Origin of the sequence: Salipiger bermudensis (assembly GCF_017309175.1) — a bacterium.
GTDB lineage: Bacteria > Pseudomonadota > Alphaproteobacteria > Rhodobacterales > Rhodobacteraceae > Salipiger > Salipiger bermudensis.
Genome location: NZ_JAEKJV010000013.1, coordinates 63,703 through 82,213, shown reverse-complemented (window position 1 = coordinate 82,213; position 18,511 = coordinate 63,703). Strand labels below are relative to the sequence as shown.

The following is an 18,511-nucleotide window of genomic DNA, read 5'->3' as shown; positions in this document are numbered from 1 at the left end:
CCTGTATTGCCGAGACCACACATCATTCTCGCCGTGCTGCTGGCACTGGTAGCCGCGGCCTGCTCGCAACTGCCGCGCGGCGCTGCCCTGCAGGCCGAGATCGTCAGCGAATACAACGTTGAAAACCCGACGTTTCAGGCGCTCCGCGTCACCCGTTCGAACCTTCCGATGATCGCCAGCTGGCCGCGCACTGGCTGGAAGAACGACTACCCCTGGCCAGGCACCTCGCAAGGCGCCAATTCCAGCGTGATCCAGACCGGTGACAGGCTCAACATCGTGATCTGGGACAGCCAGGAGAACTCGCTGCTGACCGGTGCCGCCGAGAAATCCGCCTCCTTGAACGGCGTCGAGGTCGGCCCGAACGGCGCGGTCTTCGTGCCGTATGTCGACGAGGTCTTCGTTCGCGGGCTGTCGCCGCAATCCGCCCGCGCCCGCATTCAGGAGAAGCTGATCCAGATCGCGCCCTCGGCGCAGGTTCAGCTGAGCCTGCAACAGGGGCGCAGCAACTCGGTCGAACTGGTCGGCGGGGTCAACAGCCCGGGCGCCTATCCGATGCCGTCGCGCAACTACAAGATCCTCGGGCTGATCGCGGATGGCGGCGGGGTCAGCCCCAGCCTGAACAATCCCCGGGTCCGCCTGCTGCGCAGCGGCACCACCTACGAGACCTCGATCGAGGACCTGCTCGAGAACGGCACCCGCAACACGCTGCTCATGCCAGGCGACACGGTCATCATCGAGGAAGACCGCAAGACCTTCTCGGCGATCGGCGCATCGGGAGTCGAAGCGCTGATCGACTTCCCCAAGGATGATCTCAGCGCCATCGAATCGGTGGCCCTTGTCGGCGGTCTCGCGGATTCCCGCGCCGACCCGCAGGGCGTGCTGATCCTGCGCGAGTACGACGTGCACCAGCTGCGCTCCGATGGCAGCGCACCGAGCATGCAGCAGGTCGTCTTCGCCTTCGACCTGACCTCGGCCGACGGGCTCTTCGCGGCACGCAAGTTCCGGATCAATCCCGGCGACACCGTGCTCGCCACCGAAGCACCGCTGAGCCAGGCGCGGACCCTGTTCTCGCTGATCGGCACCGCCTTCGGCCTGACCCAGGACCTCAGCACACTCGGCGGCTGACGCCTCGGCCCGCTGGAAACGTAAAAGGGCGCATCCGCGGATGCGCCCTTTCTTCGTTGTGCTGCCAAGCGGCGGTCCTGACTCCAGCCGACGGCAAAGGTTTCGCGAAGTTTACATGTCGCCGCCGAGCGAGGCGAGATAGGCATAGACGTCAGCCGCGCCCTCGCGAAGCTTGAAGGTCATGCCCGAGCGCGCGCCGCTGTCGTCGAGATACTCGCGCAGGAAGCCGGTCGGATCCTGAACGTAGGCCTCGAACGAGGCCTCATCCCAGACCAGACCCTTCTCGCGGGCCTCTTCGATGGATTTCTTGTAGCGGAAATCCTCGACCGCGCCGGCCTCGCTGCCGATGATGCCGTAGAGGTTCGGTCCGGTGCGGCCGCCCCTGACGATGGTCTCGCCGGCATCGTCGACGATCATGTGGCACGAGCGGCAGCGCTTGCCGAACAGGTCTTCGCCGGCAGCCGCGTCGCCCGCCTCCTGAGCGACTGCGCTGCCTGCAAGAGTCACTGCGGCAATGGCCGTGGCTATCTTGAGTTTCATGGATTTTGTCTCCCGTGACGTATGTCCAGACAAAAACCTAGCGCAGGCTTGCAGAGCTCAACAATAGCCCGACCGGTCACATGCGACCAAATGGCAGTGCCAGCTTGACGCCATCGGCGCGGCGTTGGAAAGAAGCCCATGACCAACGACATCCCCGCATGGGTCGACGGCACGCTCACGCCGATCGACAAGCTCGAGGCACATCTCAGGGGCCTGCGGCACAAGGCCGTCTCGGTGTTCCTGCTGCGTGGCGACGCGGTGCTGATCCAGCGCCGGGCGCTTGGAAAGTATCACACGCCGGGTCTCTGGGCGAACACCTGCTGTACCCATCCGCACTGGGACGAAAGCCCACTCGACTGCGCAACCCGCCGGCTGCGCGAAGAACTGGGGATCGAAGGCGTCACGCTCGCCCCGCGCGGGCAGGTCGAGTACCGCGCCGATGTCGGTGGTGGCATGATCGAACACGAGCTGGTCGATATCTTCGTTGGATACGCCCCCAAGGGGCTCGAGGTCGCGCCGAACCCGGACGAGGTCATGGACACCGCATGGGTCCCGCTCGACGAGTTGCACCGGCAGACGCGCGACGATGCCGCGCGCTTCACCCCATGGCTGCGGATCTATCTCGAAGTGCACTCCGAGCAGATCCTCGCGGATCTCTGATCCTCAGCGGCGCTTGCGCAGGTAGACGTAATAGGCGCCCGAGCCGCCATGCCTGTTATGCGCCTCGGAGACCTGAAGCACCGCCTGCGCCGCCGGCGGCAGACGCAGCCATTGCGGCACCTGCGTCTTCAGCACGCCGCGCCGGCGCGGCATCGGGTCGTGCGGATCCTCGCGCATGCCCTTTCCGGTGATCACCAGAACCAGCCGAAGACCTCGCGTCTGCGAGGTCAGGATGAAGCGGATCAGCTCGGGATGGGCCTGATCGATGGTCATGCCATGCAGGTCGATGCGGGCCTCGGGCACCAGCTTGCCGCGCTTCATCCGTGTGAAAGCCTTGGAATCCATGCGCACAGGGTCGCGAGACAGCCGATCCGACGTGGTGCCGAGGAAATCGTGATGCTCGGGCGAAGGCTGCGACCGGCTGCCGAGATCGAAGGCGGGCAGGGGGTCTCTGGGCGGCGGGGACTTGCGCGGCGGGAGACTGCTCTCGGCCTCATCCGGATCCGGCAGCGGCTTCTGGCCCGGCAGGCGCTCCGCGGACCGTGCCACCTGCTGCCACAGCTCCAGTTCCTCCGGTCTTAGCCGACGCTTCCTCATAGCACCGATTCCGGCAGCAGCGCGTAGGCGCGCTGGATCGGCAACAGCACCACGAGGCGGCCCAGATCCATGATCTCGCCCGCCCGGCGGCCCGCCGCATCGCCGGTACCGAAAAAGATGTCGGCCCGCTGCGCGCCCTTGATCGCCGAGCCGGTATCCTGCGCGATCATCAGCCGGTGCAGGGGCTCGGCGCCCGCCTTCTCGATCCAGACCGGCGCGCCCAGCGGAGTGAAGGCGGGATCGACCGCGATGCTGCGCATCGTGGTGATCGAACGGTTCATCGCCCCGAGCGGCCCGCGATCGGCCGGCACCTCGCTGACCTCGCGGAAGAACACGTAGGAGGGATTGTGATAGAGCAGATCTTCGCCGTCGAACGGGTTGCTGCGCACCCAGTTCTTGATCACCTGCGCCGAGACCTGATGCGGATCGAAGGTCCCGCGGCGGATCAGCTCCTTGCCGATGGAGCGGTAGGGGTGGCCGTTGGCACCGCCATAGCCGACCCGCAGGTTCCGCCCGTCCGGGAGACGGATGCGGCCCGAGCCCTGGACCTGAAGAAAGAACAGCTCGACCGGATCATCGACCCAAGCGATTTCGAGCCCACGATCCTGCATCACATCGGTCGAGAGGATCTCTCGCCGGTCGAGCCAGGGCCGGATCTCGGCCGCCTCGGGCGGCATGCGGTAGATCGGGTAGCGATAGCGCGGGGTCGGGGTCAGCGATCCGTTGAGCTCGGGCTCGAAATAGCCGGTAAACAGACCGTCCTTGCCGTCCGAGATCTGCACCGGGCGAAAGAACAGTTCGAAGAAATCCTTCGCGTCGTCGGTGTCGCGCGCCACGGCGCAGAGGCTGCGCCAGTCGGGCTCATCGAGGTCGCCACAGGTCTCCAGGAACACCGAAAGGGCGGCGGAGTGATCGTCCGCCGCCCAGCCGTCGAGATCCGAGAACTCGAGAATCCGGTATGTGGTGTCTGTGTCCGCCGCGCTCATGGTGCCTGCCAGTGCCATGCCGGCGAGGATCGCGGCACGGATCGCCTGTCGCATTATTCGTCGGTCGCAACCAGCTGCCAGTTGGGATCGTCGCTGCCCATGCGGCGAGCATAGGTCCAGACATCCTTCTGGCGCTTCACCGCGGTCGGGCTGCCCTCGATCACCTCGCCGGCGGCGTTCTTCACCACCGAAGTCAGCTCGCCGACATATTTCACGGTAATCTCGGCCAGACGCTCGGTGTCATCAAAGGTCGCATCCACCAGCGACAGCTCGCGCACGCCGACGAATTGCGCCTCGATGGTCAGGCCCTGCTGGGCGCGCTGCTCGATCACCTCGCTGAAGCTCTCGTAGATTTCGTCCGACAGGAACGGCTTGAGATCCTCGATCTCGCCATTGTCGAAGCCCATCAGGATCATCTCGTAGGCGCCGCGTGCGCCCGAGAGGAACTCGCCCACACCAAAAGAGGGCTCGGCGCGTTTCATCTTGGCCAGCGCCTCGGCGGCGGGGCTGTTCTCGGGAACGTGATCGATGATATCGTGATCGGGACCCCCTTCGATGACCTCGAAGTCGCGCGCGGTGTCATCGCGGCGGCTGGGCGAGGGGGCTTCGGGCTTCTCGAAGCCGTCACGCGTTCCCAGAACGCTGCGCAACCGCAGGATCAGGAAGATCGCGATCCCGGCAAGGACCAGAAGCTGGACGATCGGCGTATTCATCGGCACCTCATGCGCGCAAACGTGGAAGTTTTGTTGTTGCAATCCTATGTAGGGGCTGGGTCCCGGCAAGTCTACCGGCCCCCAACCGCAAGGGAGACCGCATATGTGGCTTTTTCTGGCATTTTTGCTCGTGCCGCTGATCGAAATCGGATTGTTCATCCAGGTCGGAGGGCTGATCGGCCTCTTTCCGACGCTGGCCATCGTCGTCATCACCGCGGTGATCGGCACCTGGCTGGTGCGCTCTCAGGGGCTGCGGGCAATGGGCGATCTTCAGGGCTCGTTCTCGCGGCTCGAGGATCCGACCACGCCTCTGGCCCACGGTGCGATGATCCTGCTCGCAGGTGCGCTGCTGCTGACGCCGGGCTTCTTCACCGACGCGGTGGGCTTCGCGCTTCTGACGCCGGCCTTCCGCAAGATGGTGCTGACCTACATCTCGCGCCGGGTGAGCGTGACCCGCTTCGAGATGGGCGGTCGTCCGGGCCCGCAACCCGGCCCGCGGCCCGGTCCCCAGCATGGCCCGCAGGCCGGCCCACGACCCGATGCACGACAAAATCCCAAGCATTCTCCGCAAGGCGATGTCATTGACGGCGAATTTACGGAAGTCGGGCAAGACAAGAAGCCAAATCACCCCGGGTCTGGCTGGACGAAGCATTGAGGCACCGACACGGGGCTGCTATTGCATACCCAAACCTGCTTCGAGGAGTGAGACATCATGGCAGAAGAAGCCACCCAGAATGGTGAGGCCGGTGCGCAGCAAGCACCGGTGAAGATGAACGTTCTCGCACAGTTCGTGCGTGACCTGTCGTTCGAGAACATCCTTGCCCAGAAGGGCAGCAACGGCGAAGTGCAGCCCGACGTTCAGGTTCAGGTGAACCTCGACGCCAAGAAGCGTTCGGCCGAGAACCAGTACGAGGTCATCCTCAAGCTGAAGGTCGAGTCGAAGTCCAAGGGCAGCGACGCGATGCTGTTCATCCTCGAAATGGACTATGCCGGCGTGTTCCACATCGAGAACGTCCCGGAAGAGCAGCTGCACCCGTTCCTGCTGATCGAATGCCCGCGGATGATCTTCCCCTTCGCACGCCGCATCGTCTCGGACGTGACCCGCGACGGTGGTTTCCCGCCGCTGAACCTCGAGATGATCGATTTCGTCGCGCTCTATCGCAACGAGATCGCGCGCCGTCAGCAGGCCGCGGCCAGCGGCGAGCAGAAGCTCGACGCCTGATCGTTCAGCCGCGCGACCAGAGCGCGGCCTCTCCGAGTTTCTCGACAAAGGCGGCGTGAGCCGCCTTTTCTTCGTCGGTGATCCGCGGCGACAGCGGCTCCGGCCGGCGCTGCGGACGCCAGTTGTCATCGCCGCCATCGGATCCACCGCCCTGGCGCACCGGGCTGAGAACCAGATCGGGCTGCTTGCCGCCGATCAGCTCGAGATAGACATCGGCCAGGATCTCACTGTCCAGCAGCGCGCCGTGCAGCGTCCGCGACGAGTTGTCGATGCCGAACCGCCGGCAGAGCGCGTCGAGCGAAGCCGGCGAGCCAGGAAACTTGCGCCGCGCGATGGCCAGCGTATCGACGGCGCAATCCTTCGGCAGGAGAGGGCGCTTCGACCAGCCGAGCTCGGCGTTGAGGAATTTGACGTCGAAGGTGGCATTGTGGATCACCAGCTTCGAATCGCCGATGAATTCGAGAAACTCGTCGACGATCTGTGCGAAAAGCGGCTTGTCACGCAGGAAATCGTCGCCCAGCCCGTGCACCTCAAACGCCTCCTGCGGCATCGAGCGTTCGGGATTGATGTATTGGTGGTAGGTCTTGCCGGTGGGCACGTGATTGTAGAGCTCCACCGCGCCGATCTCGACGATCCGGTCGCCGGTTTCCGGCTCGAAACCGGTGGTTTCGGTGTCGAGTACGATCTCACGCATGTCGCCGCCTTTCGATATCCTGCATCACAGCCTGCACCTGAGCCTTGGCGTGCTCAAGCGTGTCGGTTTCGATGACATAATCCGACCGGGCGGATTTTTCATCATTCGGCATCTGGCGCGCAAGGATCCGCTCGAGATCCTCGGCACTCATGCTGCCGCGCGCCATAACCCGCTCGCGTTGAAGATCAGGCGGGATCGAGACACATGCGACGGCATCCATCGCGGCATCTCCGCCGGTCTCGAAGAGCAGCGGCACGTCAAGCACCACGATACGGTCGGGATGCGCGGCGATGAAATCGGCGCGGTCCTTCTGCACCAACGGGTGCACGATGGCCTCGATCCGGGGCAGGGCGGTCGGATCCTCGGCGATGATCGCGCGCAGCCGGTCGCGCGAGATCGCACCGTCCTCGATCGCGCCAGGAAACTCCGCCTGCATCGGCGCCACCGCGGCGCCGCCTTCGGAATAAAGCCGATGCACTGCCGCATCCGCATCCCACACGGCGCAGCCTTGCTCGGCAAAGAAGCCCGCCGTCGTTGATTTGCCCATGCCGATCGAGCCGGTGAGACCGAGAAGGAAGCGCATCACAGGATCGCGGCGCGGGTCGCGTCGTCGACTTCTGGGCGCTTGCCGAACCAACGCTCGAACCCGGGCACCGCCTGATGGATCAGCATCCCCAGACCGTCGACGCAGGTACAGCCCTGCTCGCGTGCCACCCGCAAGAGACGGGTTTCAAGCGGCGTATAGACCAGATCCGTGACCACGGTCCCGGGCTGCAACCCGTCAAGCGGCACGCGAAGCTCCTGCTTGCCGACCATGCCCAGCGAGGTCGAGTTCACCACCAGAGCCGCATCGTCCATCGCGTTTCCGGCCTGAACCCATTCGACAACGCGGATCCGCGCGCCGAATTCCTCGCGCAGCTGCTCGGCGCGGTTGCGGGTGCGGTTCGAAATGCGGATTTCGGGCACGCCGACCTCGAGCAGCGAGGCGATCACCGCCCGCGCGGCCCCGCCTGCGCCCAGAACCATCGCCGGTCCGGCCAGCGGATCCCATCCCGGCGCGCCTTGGCGGAGGTTCTCGATGAATCCGTAGCCATCGGTGTTGTCCGCGTGGATCTTGCCGTCCTTGCGGAAGATGATCGTGTTCGCGGCGCCGATCAGCGTCGCCCGGTCCGAGACCAGATCCGCGATCTCCATCACCTTCTCCTTGTGGGGAATGGTGACGTTGACGCCGACAAACCCCAGATCGGGCAGGGTGCGGAAGGCGGTCTCGAGCTTGTCCGGCGCGATATCCATCGGAATGTAGTGACCCTGAAGCCCGTAGGTCTTGAGCCAGTGGCCGTGCAAAAGCGGCGAGCGGGAATGCGCAACCGGGTGCCCGATGACCCCGGCCAGTGGAATTCGCGTGTCGGTCATGCGGCAATGATCTCCCGGACCTGCAAAAAGGCGATGAGCTCGAGCAGCGGCAGCCCGAGAATGGTGAAATGGTCGCCCTCGATGCGGGCGAAGAGGCGCACGCCCTCTTCCTCGAGCTTGTAGCCGCCGACAGAGTGGCGCACGCTGTCCCAGTTCCGGGCGATGTAATCGTCGAGATAGGCGTCCGAGAAATCGCGCATCACCAGACGAGCGACGCCCACATGACGCCAGATCGGCTCGCCGTCCTGGTAGATCACGGCACCGGAATAGAGGTGATGACGCTCCCCGCGCAGCCGGATGAGCTGTTCGCGGCACGCGTCAGGCGTTTCGGGCTTGGCGAACACCTCTTTTCCCAGCGCGAGGACCTGATCGCAGCCCAGAACGAAGGCGCCGGGGTTCTTCTGCGACACGCGGCGCGCCTTATACTCCGACAGCGCGTCCGCCACGTCGCGCGGCGAGGCACCTTCGGTCGCCAGTGAGTCGCGGATGGCGGATTCATCAACGCGCGCGGGCTCGATTCGGTGCGGAACCGCCGCTTTCCGCAGCAGCTCGGCCCGAATTTCGGACCCGGAGGCCAGGATGAACGGCAGAGTCATGTGGAAAAACCTGTCGAAAGCTTTGGGGTCTTGTCGGGGGATGGTTCTGAGGAAAATCCCTCCGACATGCAAGCACGGGGAAAACCCGGCCGTTTCACGGCGCCCCGGGGTGATTCCTGAGTCTGTGGGCATGGATAACTCGCCTTTGGGGATGTACCCCGTGCTCCCCGGCCTGTCCCAAAGTTTTCCCGAGACCGTATCTTTCAAACAAGATCATGTTTATGAACGATAATTCCGCTTAGTTTGCGCACTTCTCGTATCGCGCCCCACAATCTTATCCACAGGCCGTGCAGATCGGGAAAACTTTGAGAGAACTCAATAATCCACCGGACTCGAGGGGGCCTAAACCAAAATCATCCTTTCTCTTTCTTTCTTGAGATAAGGGAGGCCCCCACCTCGCGCCCTCGATCTCTCAGCAAGATTGACTCATCGCGCGGCGATGGCTAAATCCGAGTCCGACGCCCGTCCGGGCTGATCACTTCCCAGAGAAAGACAGTTTTGAGGCCGACGAATACGCTTGGCCCGAAAGGATTCAGCATGAGCAGCGAAACGCTCAACCTCTCTGACCTCAAGGCGCAGAGCCCCAAGGATCTGCTCTCGATGGCCGAGGAGCTCGAGATCGAGAACGCCTCGACCATGCGCAAGGGCGAGATGATGTTCCAGATCCTGCGCGAGCGGGCGGATGAAGGCTGGGAAGTCTGCGGTGACGGCGTTCTCGAGGTGCTCCAGGACGGTTTTGGCTTCCTGCGCTCGCCGGAAGCGAACTATCTGCCCGGTCCCGACGACATCTACGTGTCGCCCGAGATGATCCGGAAATACTCGCTGCGCACCGGCGACACCATCGAAGGCGAAATTCGCGCGCCAGACAACGAAGAGCGCTACTTCGCTCTGGTTGATGTCTCGAAGATCAACTTCGAAGATCCCGAGCGCGCCCGTCACAAGGTTGCCTTCGATAACCTGACGCCGCTCTATCCAGATGAGCGGCTGAAGATGGAGATCGAGGATCCAACCATCAAGGATCGCTCCGCCCGGATCATCGACCTCGTGTCGCCGATCGGGAAGGGCCAGCGCTCGCTGATCGTGGCGCCGCCGCGGACCGGTAAGACGGTTCTGCTGCAGAATATCGCCACCTCGATCGAGAAAAACCACCCCGAGTGCTTCCTGATCGTCCTGCTGATCGACGAACGCCCCGAGGAAGTCACCGACATGCAGCGGTCGGTGAAGGGCGAGGTTGTCTCCTCGACCTTCGATGAACCGGCGACGCGCCACGTGGCAGTGTCGGAAATGGTTATCGAAAAGGCCAAGCGCCTTGTGGAACACAAACGAGATGTTGTGATCCTTCTTGACTCGATCACAAGACTTGGCCGTGCCTTCAACACCGTCGTGCCGTCTTCGGGCAAGGTTCTGACCGGTGGTGTCGATGCCAACGCGCTGCAGCGCCCGAAGCGTTTCTTCGGTGCGGCGCGGAACATCGAGGAAGGTGGCTCGCTGACCATCATCGCGACCGCCCTGATCGACACCGGCAGCCGCATGGACGAAGTGATCTTCGAAGAATTCAAGGGCACCGGCAACTCGGAGGTCGTGCTGGATCGCAAGATCGCGGACAAGCGCGTCTTCCCGGCGATCGACATCCTCAAGTCGGGCACCCGGAAAGAGGATCTGCTCATCGACAAGGTCGATCTGCAGAAGACCTTCGTGCTGCGTCGGATCCTCAACCCGATGGGCACCACCGACGCCATCGAGTTCCTGCTTTCGAAGCTCAAGCAGACCAAGACGAACTCGGAATTCTTCGACTCGATGAACAGCTGACGCCGGCCGGGAGGCAGGTTTGGACACCATCTTTGCGCTTGCAAGTGCGCCGGGTAAGGCCGGCGTAGCGGTCATCCGTGTTTCCGGCCCGTCTGCCTGGCGGGCGGCGGAGCAATTGGCGGGTGCGCTGCCGAAACCTCGCGAAGCTGTGCTGCGCCGGTTGAAGGACCGCGCCGGTCAAGTGCTCGACGAGGCGCTGGTTCTGCTTTTTTCCAAGGGCGCGAGCTTTACCGGCGAGGCTGTCGCGGAATTCCACGTTCATGGCAGCGTTGCCATTCAGCGCGCTGTCTTGCGTGAGCTCGAAGAGATGGACGGCCTTCGCATGGCTGAGGCTGGTGAATTCACCCGGCGCGCGCTCGAGAATGACCGGCTTGATCTGACCCAGGTCGAAGCCTTGGCGGATCTCATCGAATCCGAGACCGAAAGCCAGCGCGTCCAGGCGCTCCGGGTTTTTGCCGGTGCTTTGGGCGAGCGCGTCGAAGAATGGCGTCGCGATCTCGTCCACGCGGCGTCTCTGCTCGAGGTCACCATCGATTTCGCCGATGAAGAGGTTCCGGTCGACGTGTCAGGCGAGGTTCGGGAGTTCCTCGAACGGGTGATCGCCGGGCTGGATCGCGAAATCCGTGGCATGGAGGGGGCCGAGCGGATCCGCACCGGTTTCGAGGTTGCCATCGTAGGGGCGCCGAATGTCGGCAAGTCGAGCTTGCTCAATGCGCTGGCAGGTCGCGATGCGGCGATCACCTCCGAGATTGCTGGCACGACGCGTGACGTAATCGAGGTGCGCATGGAGATTGCCGGGCTCCCGGTGACGCTTCTTGATACGGCGGGGCTGCGGGAGACGCAGGATCCCGTCGAGAAGATCGGCATCGCGCGGGCGCGTGATCGCGCCGTGACGTCTGACCTGCGTGTGATCTTGAGCGACGAACGCGGTATGCCGGACTTTGACGTGTCGGACAGCGACATCGTGTTGCGCTCCAAAGCTGATCTTGCCGGAGAGGCCGAGGGCATTTCTGCCAAGACGGGGCAGGGGCTTGATGCGCTGATTTCCGAGATTGGCGAACGCCTGTCCGACAAGGTCCAAGCGGCGGGGCTGGCAACGCGGGAACGTCATCGCGTGGCCTTCCTTGAAGGTCGTATTGCGCTGGAAGACGCCAAATCTCTACTTTCGCGCGGTCCGGACAGCTATGACCTGGCGGCCGAGGAGATTCGGGCGGCAATCCGCGCGCTCGAACTTTTGATCGGTCGCATCGACGTTGAGAATCTGCTAGACGAGATCTTCTCAAGCTTCTGCATCGGTAAGTGAGGAGTGTTTCACGTGAAACATCGTGATTTCGACGTTGTCGTCGTGGGCGGCGGACATGCGGGCTCGGATGCCGCGTCGGCCTCTGCGCGCATGGGGGCACGGACCGCACTGGTGACTCTGACCGAGGCCGGAATTGGCGTCATGTCCTGCAATCCTGCCATCGGAGGGCTTGGAAAAGGCCATCTCGTGCGCGAGATCGATGCGCTTGATGGCGTCATGGGCCGCGTGGCAGATCAGGCTGGTATTCAATACCGCCTTCTGAATCGTCGCAAGGGCCCAGCCGTGCAAGGACCACGTGCCCAGGCGGATCGCAAGCTCTATCGCGAAGCGATGCTGCGTGAGATGAAGGCCACGCCAAATCTCACCATCGTCCAAGGCGAAGTCGTCGACCTGATGATGTCTGGCGACACGGTCGAGGGCGTGGTCCTGGACGATGGTTCGGAGCTGCGCTGCGGTTCCGTTGTCCTGACCACGGGCACCTTCCTGCGTGGCGTGATCCATATTGGGGACAAAAGCCGCCCCGGTGGGCGCATGGGGGATCGCCCTTCCGTCCGGCTCGCCGAGCGGATCGACCATTTTGGGCTTGAGCTTGGGCGCCTGAAAACCGGCACGCCGCCGCGGCTCGATGGGCGCACCATCGATTGGTCGCAGCTCGAAGAGCAGCCGGGCGATGAAGAGCCGGTGCTGTTCTCGTTTCTGTCCCAGGCGCCTGCCGCGCGGCAGATCAGCTGTGGCATTACCCACACGAACGAGCGCACGCACGAGATCATTCGCGACAACCTTGATCGCTCCGCCATGTATGGAGGGCATATCGAAGGTGTCGGGCCGCGCTATTGCCCGTCGATCGAGGATAAGGTCGTGCGCTTCGCCGACAAAACCTCGCACCAGATCTTTCTCGAGCCCGAGGGGTTGGACGATCATACGATCTATCCAAACGGTATCTCGACCTCGCTTCCCGAAGAGGTTCAACTCGATTACGTGCGCTCGATCTTCGGTCTTGAACGTGCTGAGATCCTGCAGCCGGGCTACGCGATCGAGTATGATTTCGTAGATCCGCGGTCGCTAGACCTGCGGCTTGCAGTCCGGAATGTCGGCGGGCTGTTCCTCGCGGGGCAGATCAATGGGACCACGGGCTACGAAGAGGCCGCGGCGCAAGGTCTGGTGGCAGGGTTGAACGCCGCGATGGACGCATTGGGGCAGGGGAGTGTTCATTTTGGGCGCTCGGAGTCCTATATCGGCGTGATGATCGACGATCTGACCTCGCGGGGCGTGAGCGAGCCCTACCGCATGTTCACGTCGCGTGCCGAGTTCCGTCTGTCGTTGCGGGCCGACAATGCGGACCAGCGTCTGACGCCCCGCGCCATTGAACTGGGCTGCATCTCTGAAGAGAGGCGTGCTGCGTTCAGTGAAAAGCTCGAAAAGCTGTCCTCTGGTCGAGAACTGCTTGAATCCCGTCAGTTTGCGCCGAAGGATCTTGGAACGATGGGGATCCGGGTGTCTCCGGATGGTCAGAAGCGCAATGGTTTTCAGCTCCTAGCGTTTCCCGATGTCACCATGAAGACGCTTGTGGCCGGCGAACCTGCCTTCGAAGGCATGGACGCAGAAATCGCGCAGCAGCTTGAACGGGATGCGCTTTACGCGAATTACATTGCCCGGCAGCAGAAAGACGTTGATGCCCTGCGTCGCGATGAGGCGATGACCATCCCGCGGGGGTTTGAATTTGCCGCGGTGGAAGGGCTTTCGAATGAGCTGAAGCACAAGCTATCGCTCGCGCGTCCGGAAAATCTGGCCCAGGCGGCGAAGGTTGACGGCATGACGCCAGCGGCACTGTCGCTCTTGCTTCTTCGACTTCGCCGGCATGGACAGGCAAAATCGGCATGAGCCTTCTCGACGCGCGTCTGCCAGAGCTCGATGTTTCACGTGAAACACAAGAGCGGCTTCACCATTTTGCATCGATGCTCGAGAAGTGGTCTCCGAAGATCAATCTCGTCGCCAAGAGCACGCTGTCGGACGGCTGGAATCGCCATATCATCGACTCGGCGCAGGTTTTTGGTCTGCGGAAGCAGGATACCGGTCTCTGGGCCGATCTTGGGGCAGGGGGCGGCTTTCCCGGCCTTGTGGTCGCGATCCTAGCCCATGAACTCGCACCCGAAATGAAGGTTGCGCTGGTCGAGTCCGATCAGCGCAAGGCCGTTTTTCTGCGATCGGTCCTGCGCGAGACGGGGGTGAGCGCCGATGTAAAGGTCGCGCGGATCGAACAGCTCGCGCCGTTGGAAGCGGATTTTCTGAGCGCCCGTGCGTTGGCAGACCTTCCGACGCTTTTGTCTTTCGCAGAGCGTCACCTCGCGCCGACAGGGCAGGGGGTGTTCCTGAAAGGTGCAAACTGGGAAAAAGAAGTCGCCGCGGCGCGGGAATCGTGGAAGTTCGATCTCGCACAGCGTACAAGCATTACAGATCCAAATGCAGTCGTCCTGACCATCGGAGAGCTGACACATGTCTGATCCGTCGCGGCCTCGTGCCCCCAAGATTATCGCCATCGCCAACCAGAAAGGCGGCGTCGGAAAGACCACGACGACGATCAATCTTGGCGCCGCATTGGCCGAAAAAGGGCTCAAGATCCTGGTTGTCGACCTTGATCCGCAGGGGAACTCGTCGACCGGTCTCGGGATCGAGCCTGATGACCGCCAATACACGACGTATGAACTTTTGCTCGATGATGTCGCGCTCGAAGATGCGATCCTGCCGACGGATCAGGAGAACCTTCATCTGATCCCGGCGACCGTGGACCTCAGCTCGGCGGATATCGAGCTGGTTTCGAACGAGAAGCGTAGCTTTCTACTGCACGACGCTCTGCGCCAGACCGAGATTGACCAGTTCGGGTTCGATTACGTGCTGATCGACTGCCCTCCTTCGCTTAACCTGCTGACGGTCAACGCGATGGTTGCCGCGCATTCGGTTTTGGTGCCGCTGCAAAGCGAGTTTTTCGCGCTGGAGGGCCTGTCGCAACTCATGCTGACCGTGCGCGAAATCCGGCAGAGCGCGAACCCGGATCTGCGGATCGAAGGCGTGCTTCTCACCATGTATGACGCGCGCAACAACCTGTCGCGGCAGGTCGAAGATGACGCGCGCGACAATCTCGGAGATCTGGTGTTTTCGACCGTGATCCCGCGGAACGTTCGTGTCAGCGAAGCGCCGTCCTACGCCATGTCGGTGCTGAATTACGACAGCCAGTCGAAGGGCGCAGCCGCCTATCGCGAGCTTGCCGATGAGTTGCTGCGCAAAGACGCGCGGCTCGCCGCCTGAGACCAGAAAAGAAGAAAGAGCAGAGATGGCAGAGAAAAAGGAAGCACGCCGGGGTCTGGGGCGCGGGTTGTCCGCGCTGATGTCGGATGTCGATATTGCACCTGCCCGCGAGCAGGAAAGCATGACGCCGAAGACCCCGGACCGCATGGTCCCAATCGAAAGCCTGGTCCCGAACAAGGATCAGCCCCGCCGCACCTTCACGCCCGAACAGCTGCAGGAGCTGTCGGAGTCGATCAAGACCAAGGGCATCATCCAGCCGATCATCGTGCGCCCGGCGCCGGGGGCGGAAGGTCAGTTCGAGATCGTCGCCGGTGAACGCCGTTGGCGCGCCGCGCAGATGGCGAAGCAGCACGAAGTGCCGGTCCTGGTGCGCGAGCTCGATGACCAGGAAACGCTCGAGATTGCCATCATCGAGAACATTCAGCGCGCCGACCTGAACGCGATCGAAGAGGCGGCGGGCTACAAGGCGCTGATGTTCCGGTTTGGCCATACGCAAGAGAAGATCGCCGAGGCGCTTGGCAAGAGCCGCAGCCATATTGCGAACCTTCTGCGCCTGCTGAACCTGCCGGACAGCGTTCAGGATTACGTGCGCAATGGCGATCTTAGCGCCGGTCATGCGCGCACGCTGGTTACGGCGGAAAACCCCGACGCCATCGCGCGCGAGATCATCACCAAGAAACTGTCGGTCCGGCAGGCGGAGGCTCTGGTTCGCACTGCATCAGAGCCGAAACGGCCAAAGGTGTCGAGCGCTGCGCCAAAAGAGGTGGAGAAGGATGCCGACACGCGCGCGCTCGAGGGTGACCTTTCAGCGGCGCTTGGCATGAAGGTGTCGGTGGCTCACAAGCCGGGCACCGAGGGCGGCAAGCTCACGATCTCCTACGAGAGCCTCGAAGAGCTCGATACGCTCTGCATGGTCCTCAGCGCATCGCGCTGAGAGGCGGCACGCGATAAGAGAAATGCCCCGGGCCGAATGGCGCCGGGGCTTTTTCATGTCTGATAGAGGCGATGTGAGATCAGAGAAGCTCAGCGGTGAGCGTGTTGAGAAGCATCCGGCCCTGTTGCGTGGCGCCGAAGCGCGCCTCATTGCGCCAGATCAGGCCAAGTTCAACAAGCGGGTCGAGAGACAGTGCGTCGGTGCGCTTGGGGTCAATTATCCGCGCACGCTCGAGATCTAGGCCCTCGCTAAGTCGCAACCCCATCATGAGGTATTCTGCCCAGACATCTTGAAGCGTCAGGGACTCCACCTCCAGATCGGCAGATCCGGCTTCGGCGGCCTTGATCCAGTCGCCGGGCGCACGGCGCGCCACGGTGGCGTTCCGCTGGCCGTTGACCGTCACCCGGCCATGCGCGCCGGGGCCGATGCCGACGTAGTCACCGCCGCGCCAGTAGACCAGATTGTGCCGCGACTCGTCGCCGTCACCGGCGTGGTTCGAGACCTCGTAAGCCGGCTTTCCGGCCGCTTCGCAGATCTCCTGCGTGGCGAGGTAGAGGTCGGCGCCAAGATCCTCGCTCGGCAGATCGCGCAGCTTTCCGGCCTGCGCGCGATCCCAGAAGGCGGTGCCTTCCTCGATCGTCAGTTGGTAGAGCGAGAGGTGATCGGCGGCGAGGTCGAGCGCCTCGCGCAGTTCGACCTCCCAGTCGGACAGGCTCTGACCCTGCCGGCCGTAAATCAGGTCGAAATTGACCCTGTTGAAGGTCGATTTGGCGATCTCTAGCGCGCGCACCGCGTCGTCCACGTCGTGCAACCGACCGAGGCGGCGCAGATCGTCAGGCCGCAACGCCTGAACCCCGAGCGAGACCCGGTTGACGCCTGCCATGGCGAAGCCTTCGAACTTGTTGATCTCGACCGAGCGGGGATTGGCCTCGAGGGTGATCTCGATGTCATTGGCCCAGGCCCAGTGATCGCGCGAGGCATCAAGCACCGCGCGCACGGTCTCGGGGGCCATCAGCGAGGGGGTGCCGCCGCCGAAATAGATCGAGCGCAGAACCCGCCCCTCGGTCTGGCGACCGTAGCGGGCGAGTTCGCTGACCAGTGCCGCGGCCCAGCGGGTCTGATCCACGTGCGACACAACATGGCTGTTGAAGTCGCAATAGGGGCACTTGGCCTCGCAGAACGGCCAGTGCACGTAGAGGCCGAAGCCTCCGTCTCTCCAGGTCTCAGCCAAAACAGCCCGTCACGAACTTGGCGAAGGCATCGGCGCGGTGGCTGATCTTGTTCTTCTCCCAGCGGTCCATCTCGCCGAAGGTGATGTCGTAGCCCTGCGGTTCGAAAACCGGGTCGTAACCGTGGCCGTGATCGCCGCGCATCGGCCAGACCACGCGGCCCTCCATCACGCCGGGGAACACCTCGTCATGGCCGTCGGGCCAGGCCAGCACCAGCGTGCAGCAGAAGCGCGCGGTCCAGGGCTCGGGCTTGCCAGAGGCGGTGAGTTCGTCATGCGCGCGGGTCATGGCCATCACGAAGTCGCGGCCATTGCCGGTCTCGGCCCAGTCGGCGGTGTAGACGCCGGGCGCGCCGTCGAGCGCGTCGATGGCGATGCCGCTGTCATCCGACAGCGCCGGCAGGCCGGTGGCCTGTGCCGCGGCGTGGGCCTTGATGCGGGCGTTCTCGACGAAGGTGGTGCCGGTCTCTTCTGGCTCCGGCAGGTCCATCTCGGCCGCGCCGACCACCTCGACACCGTAGGGCTTGAGGAGATCGGCGATCTCCTCAAGCTTGCCGCGGTTGTGGGTTGCGACAAGGAGCTTCTTGCCCTCGAACTTGCGGGTCATGCCGTGGCGGCCTTCTGTGCCTCGACGAGCTGCGCCACGCCGGATTCCGCGAGGTCGAGCAGGGTGCCCATCTGGTCGCGCGAGAAGGTCGCGCCCTCGGCCGACATCTGCACCTCGATGAGCTGGCCGTCGCCGCGCAGGATGAAGTTGCCGTCGACCCCGGCTTCGCTGTCCTCGGGGTAGTCGAGATCGAGCACCGGCTGGCCGGCGTAGATGCCGCAGCTCACCGCCGCGACCGGCGAGATCAGCGGGTCGGTGATCACGTCGCCGGCCTTCATCAGCTTGTTGACCGCAAGGCGCAGGGCGACCCAGCCGCCGGTGATCGCGGCGCAGCGGGTGCCGCCATCAGCCTGGATGACGTCGCAGTCGACGCTGATCTGGCGCTCGCCAAGGGCCACGCGGTCGACGCCGGCGCGCAGGCTGCGCCCGATCAGGCGCTGGATCTCGACGGTGCGTCCGCCTTGCTTTCCGGTGGTGGCTTCGCGGCGCATCCGCGATCCGGTGGAGCGCGGCAGCATGCCGTATTCGGCGGTCACCCAGCCGAGGCCAGAGCCCTTGATGAACGGAGGCACGCGGGGCTCGAGCGAGGCGGTGCAGATCACATGCGTATCGCCCATCTTGATCAGGCAGGATCCTTCGGCATGTTTCGTGACGCCCGTCTCGATTGAAACGGGGCGCATTTCGCTTAAATCTCGTCCTGACGGTCTCATGGAAGTCCCTTTCTCGGTTGCGCCCGGGATACTGGTGCCCCGCTATCCCCGCAACCCCGATTGACGGCACG

General features: G+C 63.5%; 21 protein-coding genes. 10 read left to right on the top strand and 11 right to left on the bottom strand.

Annotation, left to right across the window (positions count from 1 at the left end; translation table 11 throughout):
* The first annotated feature begins 6 nt into the window (after positions 1-6).
* Positions 7-1,125 carry a polysaccharide biosynthesis/export family protein gene (locus JF542_RS17110; RefSeq protein WP_242533806.1) on the top strand — a complete coding sequence of 373 codons (1,119 nt, stop codon included), beginning with the start codon at positions 7-9 and terminating at the stop codon, positions 1,123-1,125.
* 111 nt (positions 1,126-1,236) lie between these two features.
* Here the strand turns inward: JF542_RS17110 and JF542_RS17105 are convergent, their stop codons facing one another.
* Entirely contained in the window at positions 1,237-1,665 is a 429-nt protein-coding gene (locus tag JF542_RS17105) for a c-type cytochrome (protein ID WP_007795588.1), read from the bottom strand.
* Positions 1,666-1,803: 138 nt separating this feature from the next.
* On the opposite strand from JF542_RS17105, the gene idi reads away from it, so the two are divergent.
* Complete coding sequence (idi, locus tag JF542_RS17100) at positions 1,804-2,325, top strand: isopentenyl-diphosphate Delta-isomerase (protein ID WP_207076733.1); 522 nt, start codon at positions 1,804-1,806, stop codon at positions 2,323-2,325.
* Between the two features lie 3 nt (positions 2,326-2,328).
* Here idi and JF542_RS17095 read toward each other — a convergent pair whose 3' ends face one another.
* The 3 genes from JF542_RS17095 to JF542_RS17085 are packed head-to-tail and all read right to left on the bottom strand — an operon-like array spanning position 2,329 to position 4,621.
* Positions 2,329-2,922 (bottom strand): Smr/MutS family protein, encoded by a 594-nt coding sequence (locus JF542_RS17095; RefSeq protein WP_207076732.1) that lies wholly within the window; start codon positions 2,920-2,922, stop codon positions 2,329-2,331.
* Positions 2,919-3,962 carry a murein transglycosylase A gene (gene mltA, locus JF542_RS17090; protein ID WP_207076731.1) on the bottom strand — a complete coding sequence of 348 codons (1,044 nt, stop codon included), beginning with the start codon at positions 3,960-3,962 and terminating at the stop codon, positions 2,919-2,921. The genes JF542_RS17095 and mltA overlap by 4 nt, the downstream gene beginning before the upstream one ends.
* Entirely contained in the window at positions 3,962-4,621 is a 660-nt protein-coding gene (locus JF542_RS17085) for a Tim44/TimA family putative adaptor protein (RefSeq protein ID WP_207076730.1), read from the bottom strand. The genes mltA and JF542_RS17085 overlap by 1 nt, the downstream gene beginning before the upstream one ends.
* A gap of 103 nt (positions 4,622-4,724) precedes the next feature.
* Here JF542_RS17085 and JF542_RS17080 point away from each other — a divergent pair, with 103 nt between their 5' ends.
* Together JF542_RS17080 and secB are read left to right on the top strand one after the other, a co-directional pair.
* On the top strand, positions 4,725-5,276 hold the full coding sequence (locus tag JF542_RS17080) for an FxsA family protein (protein ID WP_007795601.1): 552 nt from the start codon (positions 4,725-4,727) through the stop codon (positions 5,274-5,276).
* A 57-nt stretch (positions 5,277-5,333) separates the two neighbouring features.
* Complete coding sequence (secB, locus tag JF542_RS17075; RefSeq protein WP_007795604.1) at positions 5,334-5,843, top strand: protein-export chaperone SecB; 510 nt, start codon at positions 5,334-5,336, stop codon at positions 5,841-5,843.
* Between the two features lie 4 nt (positions 5,844-5,847).
* On the opposite strand, the gene dnaQ is transcribed toward secB, so the two are convergent.
* Genes dnaQ through JF542_RS17055 form a run of 4 tightly spaced genes read right to left on the bottom strand, consistent with a single transcriptional unit; the run spans position 5,848 to position 8,546 of the window.
* Complete coding sequence (gene dnaQ, locus JF542_RS17070) at positions 5,848-6,537, bottom strand: DNA polymerase III subunit epsilon (RefSeq protein ID WP_207076729.1); 690 nt, start codon at positions 6,535-6,537, stop codon at positions 5,848-5,850.
* Positions 6,530-7,120: a dephospho-CoA kinase gene (gene coaE, locus JF542_RS17065; protein WP_207076728.1), complete on the bottom strand. Its 591-nt coding sequence runs from the start codon at positions 7,118-7,120 to the stop codon at positions 6,530-6,532. Before coaE ends, dnaQ begins: the two co-directional genes overlap by 8 nt.
* A complete protein-coding gene (locus tag JF542_RS17060; RefSeq protein WP_207076727.1) occupies positions 7,120-7,950 on the bottom strand; it encodes a shikimate dehydrogenase in 831 nt (276 codons plus the stop codon). Before JF542_RS17060 ends, coaE begins: the two co-directional genes overlap by 1 nt.
* Positions 7,947-8,546 (bottom strand): Maf family protein, encoded by a 600-nt coding sequence (locus JF542_RS17055; protein WP_207076726.1) that lies wholly within the window; start codon positions 8,544-8,546, stop codon positions 7,947-7,949. The genes JF542_RS17060 and JF542_RS17055 overlap by 4 nt, the downstream gene beginning before the upstream one ends.
* 537 nt (positions 8,547-9,083) lie before the next feature.
* Between JF542_RS17055 and rho the strand changes: the two genes are divergently transcribed.
* Genes rho through JF542_RS17025 form a run of 6 tightly spaced genes read left to right on the top strand, consistent with a single transcriptional unit; the run spans position 9,084 to position 15,895 of the window.
* The gene (rho, locus tag JF542_RS17050) at positions 9,084-10,355 is read left to right on the top strand and encodes a transcription termination factor Rho (RefSeq protein ID WP_207076725.1); all 1,272 of its coding nucleotides are present in this window, start codon (positions 9,084-9,086) and stop codon (positions 10,353-10,355) included.
* Positions 10,356-10,374: 19 nt separating this feature from the next.
* Complete coding sequence (gene mnmE, locus JF542_RS17045; RefSeq protein ID WP_207076724.1) at positions 10,375-11,658, top strand: tRNA uridine-5-carboxymethylaminomethyl(34) synthesis GTPase MnmE; 1,284 nt, start codon at positions 10,375-10,377, stop codon at positions 11,656-11,658.
* A 12-nt stretch (positions 11,659-11,670) separates the two neighbouring features.
* Positions 11,671-13,539 carry a tRNA uridine-5-carboxymethylaminomethyl(34) synthesis enzyme MnmG gene (gene mnmG / locus JF542_RS17040; protein WP_207076723.1) on the top strand — a complete coding sequence of 623 codons (1,869 nt, stop codon included), beginning with the start codon at positions 11,671-11,673 and terminating at the stop codon, positions 13,537-13,539.
* On the top strand, positions 13,536-14,159 hold the full coding sequence (rsmG, locus tag JF542_RS17035; protein WP_207076722.1) for a 16S rRNA (guanine(527)-N(7))-methyltransferase RsmG: 624 nt from the start codon (positions 13,536-13,538) through the stop codon (positions 14,157-14,159). Before mnmG ends, rsmG begins: the two co-directional genes overlap by 4 nt.
* Positions 14,152-14,961, top strand: coding sequence for a ParA family protein (locus JF542_RS17030; protein WP_207076721.1), 810 nt, complete (start codon positions 14,152-14,154; stop codon positions 14,959-14,961). Before rsmG ends, JF542_RS17030 begins: the two co-directional genes overlap by 8 nt.
* Positions 14,962-14,986: 25 nt before the next feature.
* Positions 14,987-15,895, top strand: coding sequence for a ParB/RepB/Spo0J family partition protein (locus tag JF542_RS17025; protein ID WP_207076720.1), 909 nt, complete (start codon positions 14,987-14,989; stop codon positions 15,893-15,895).
* A 79-nt stretch (positions 15,896-15,974) separates the two neighbouring features.
* On the opposite strand, the gene hemW is transcribed toward JF542_RS17025, so the two are convergent.
* From hemW to rph, 3 genes are read right to left on the bottom strand one after another with little or no spacing between them, the layout of a single operon-like run.
* Positions 15,975-17,126, bottom strand: a complete 1,152-nt coding sequence (gene hemW / locus JF542_RS17020) for a radical SAM family heme chaperone HemW (protein ID WP_207076719.1) — start codon at positions 17,124-17,126, stop codon at positions 15,975-15,977.
* The gene (gene rdgB, locus JF542_RS17015; RefSeq protein ID WP_207076718.1) at positions 17,119-17,730 is read right to left on the bottom strand and encodes an RdgB/HAM1 family non-canonical purine NTP pyrophosphatase; all 612 of its coding nucleotides are present in this window, start codon (positions 17,728-17,730) and stop codon (positions 17,119-17,121) included. Before rdgB ends, hemW begins: the two co-directional genes overlap by 8 nt.
* Positions 17,727-18,440: a ribonuclease PH gene (rph, locus tag JF542_RS17010; RefSeq protein WP_007795646.1), complete on the bottom strand. Its 714-nt coding sequence runs from the start codon at positions 18,438-18,440 to the stop codon at positions 17,727-17,729. Before rph ends, rdgB begins: the two co-directional genes overlap by 4 nt.
* Positions 18,441-18,511: the final 71 nt, after the last annotated feature.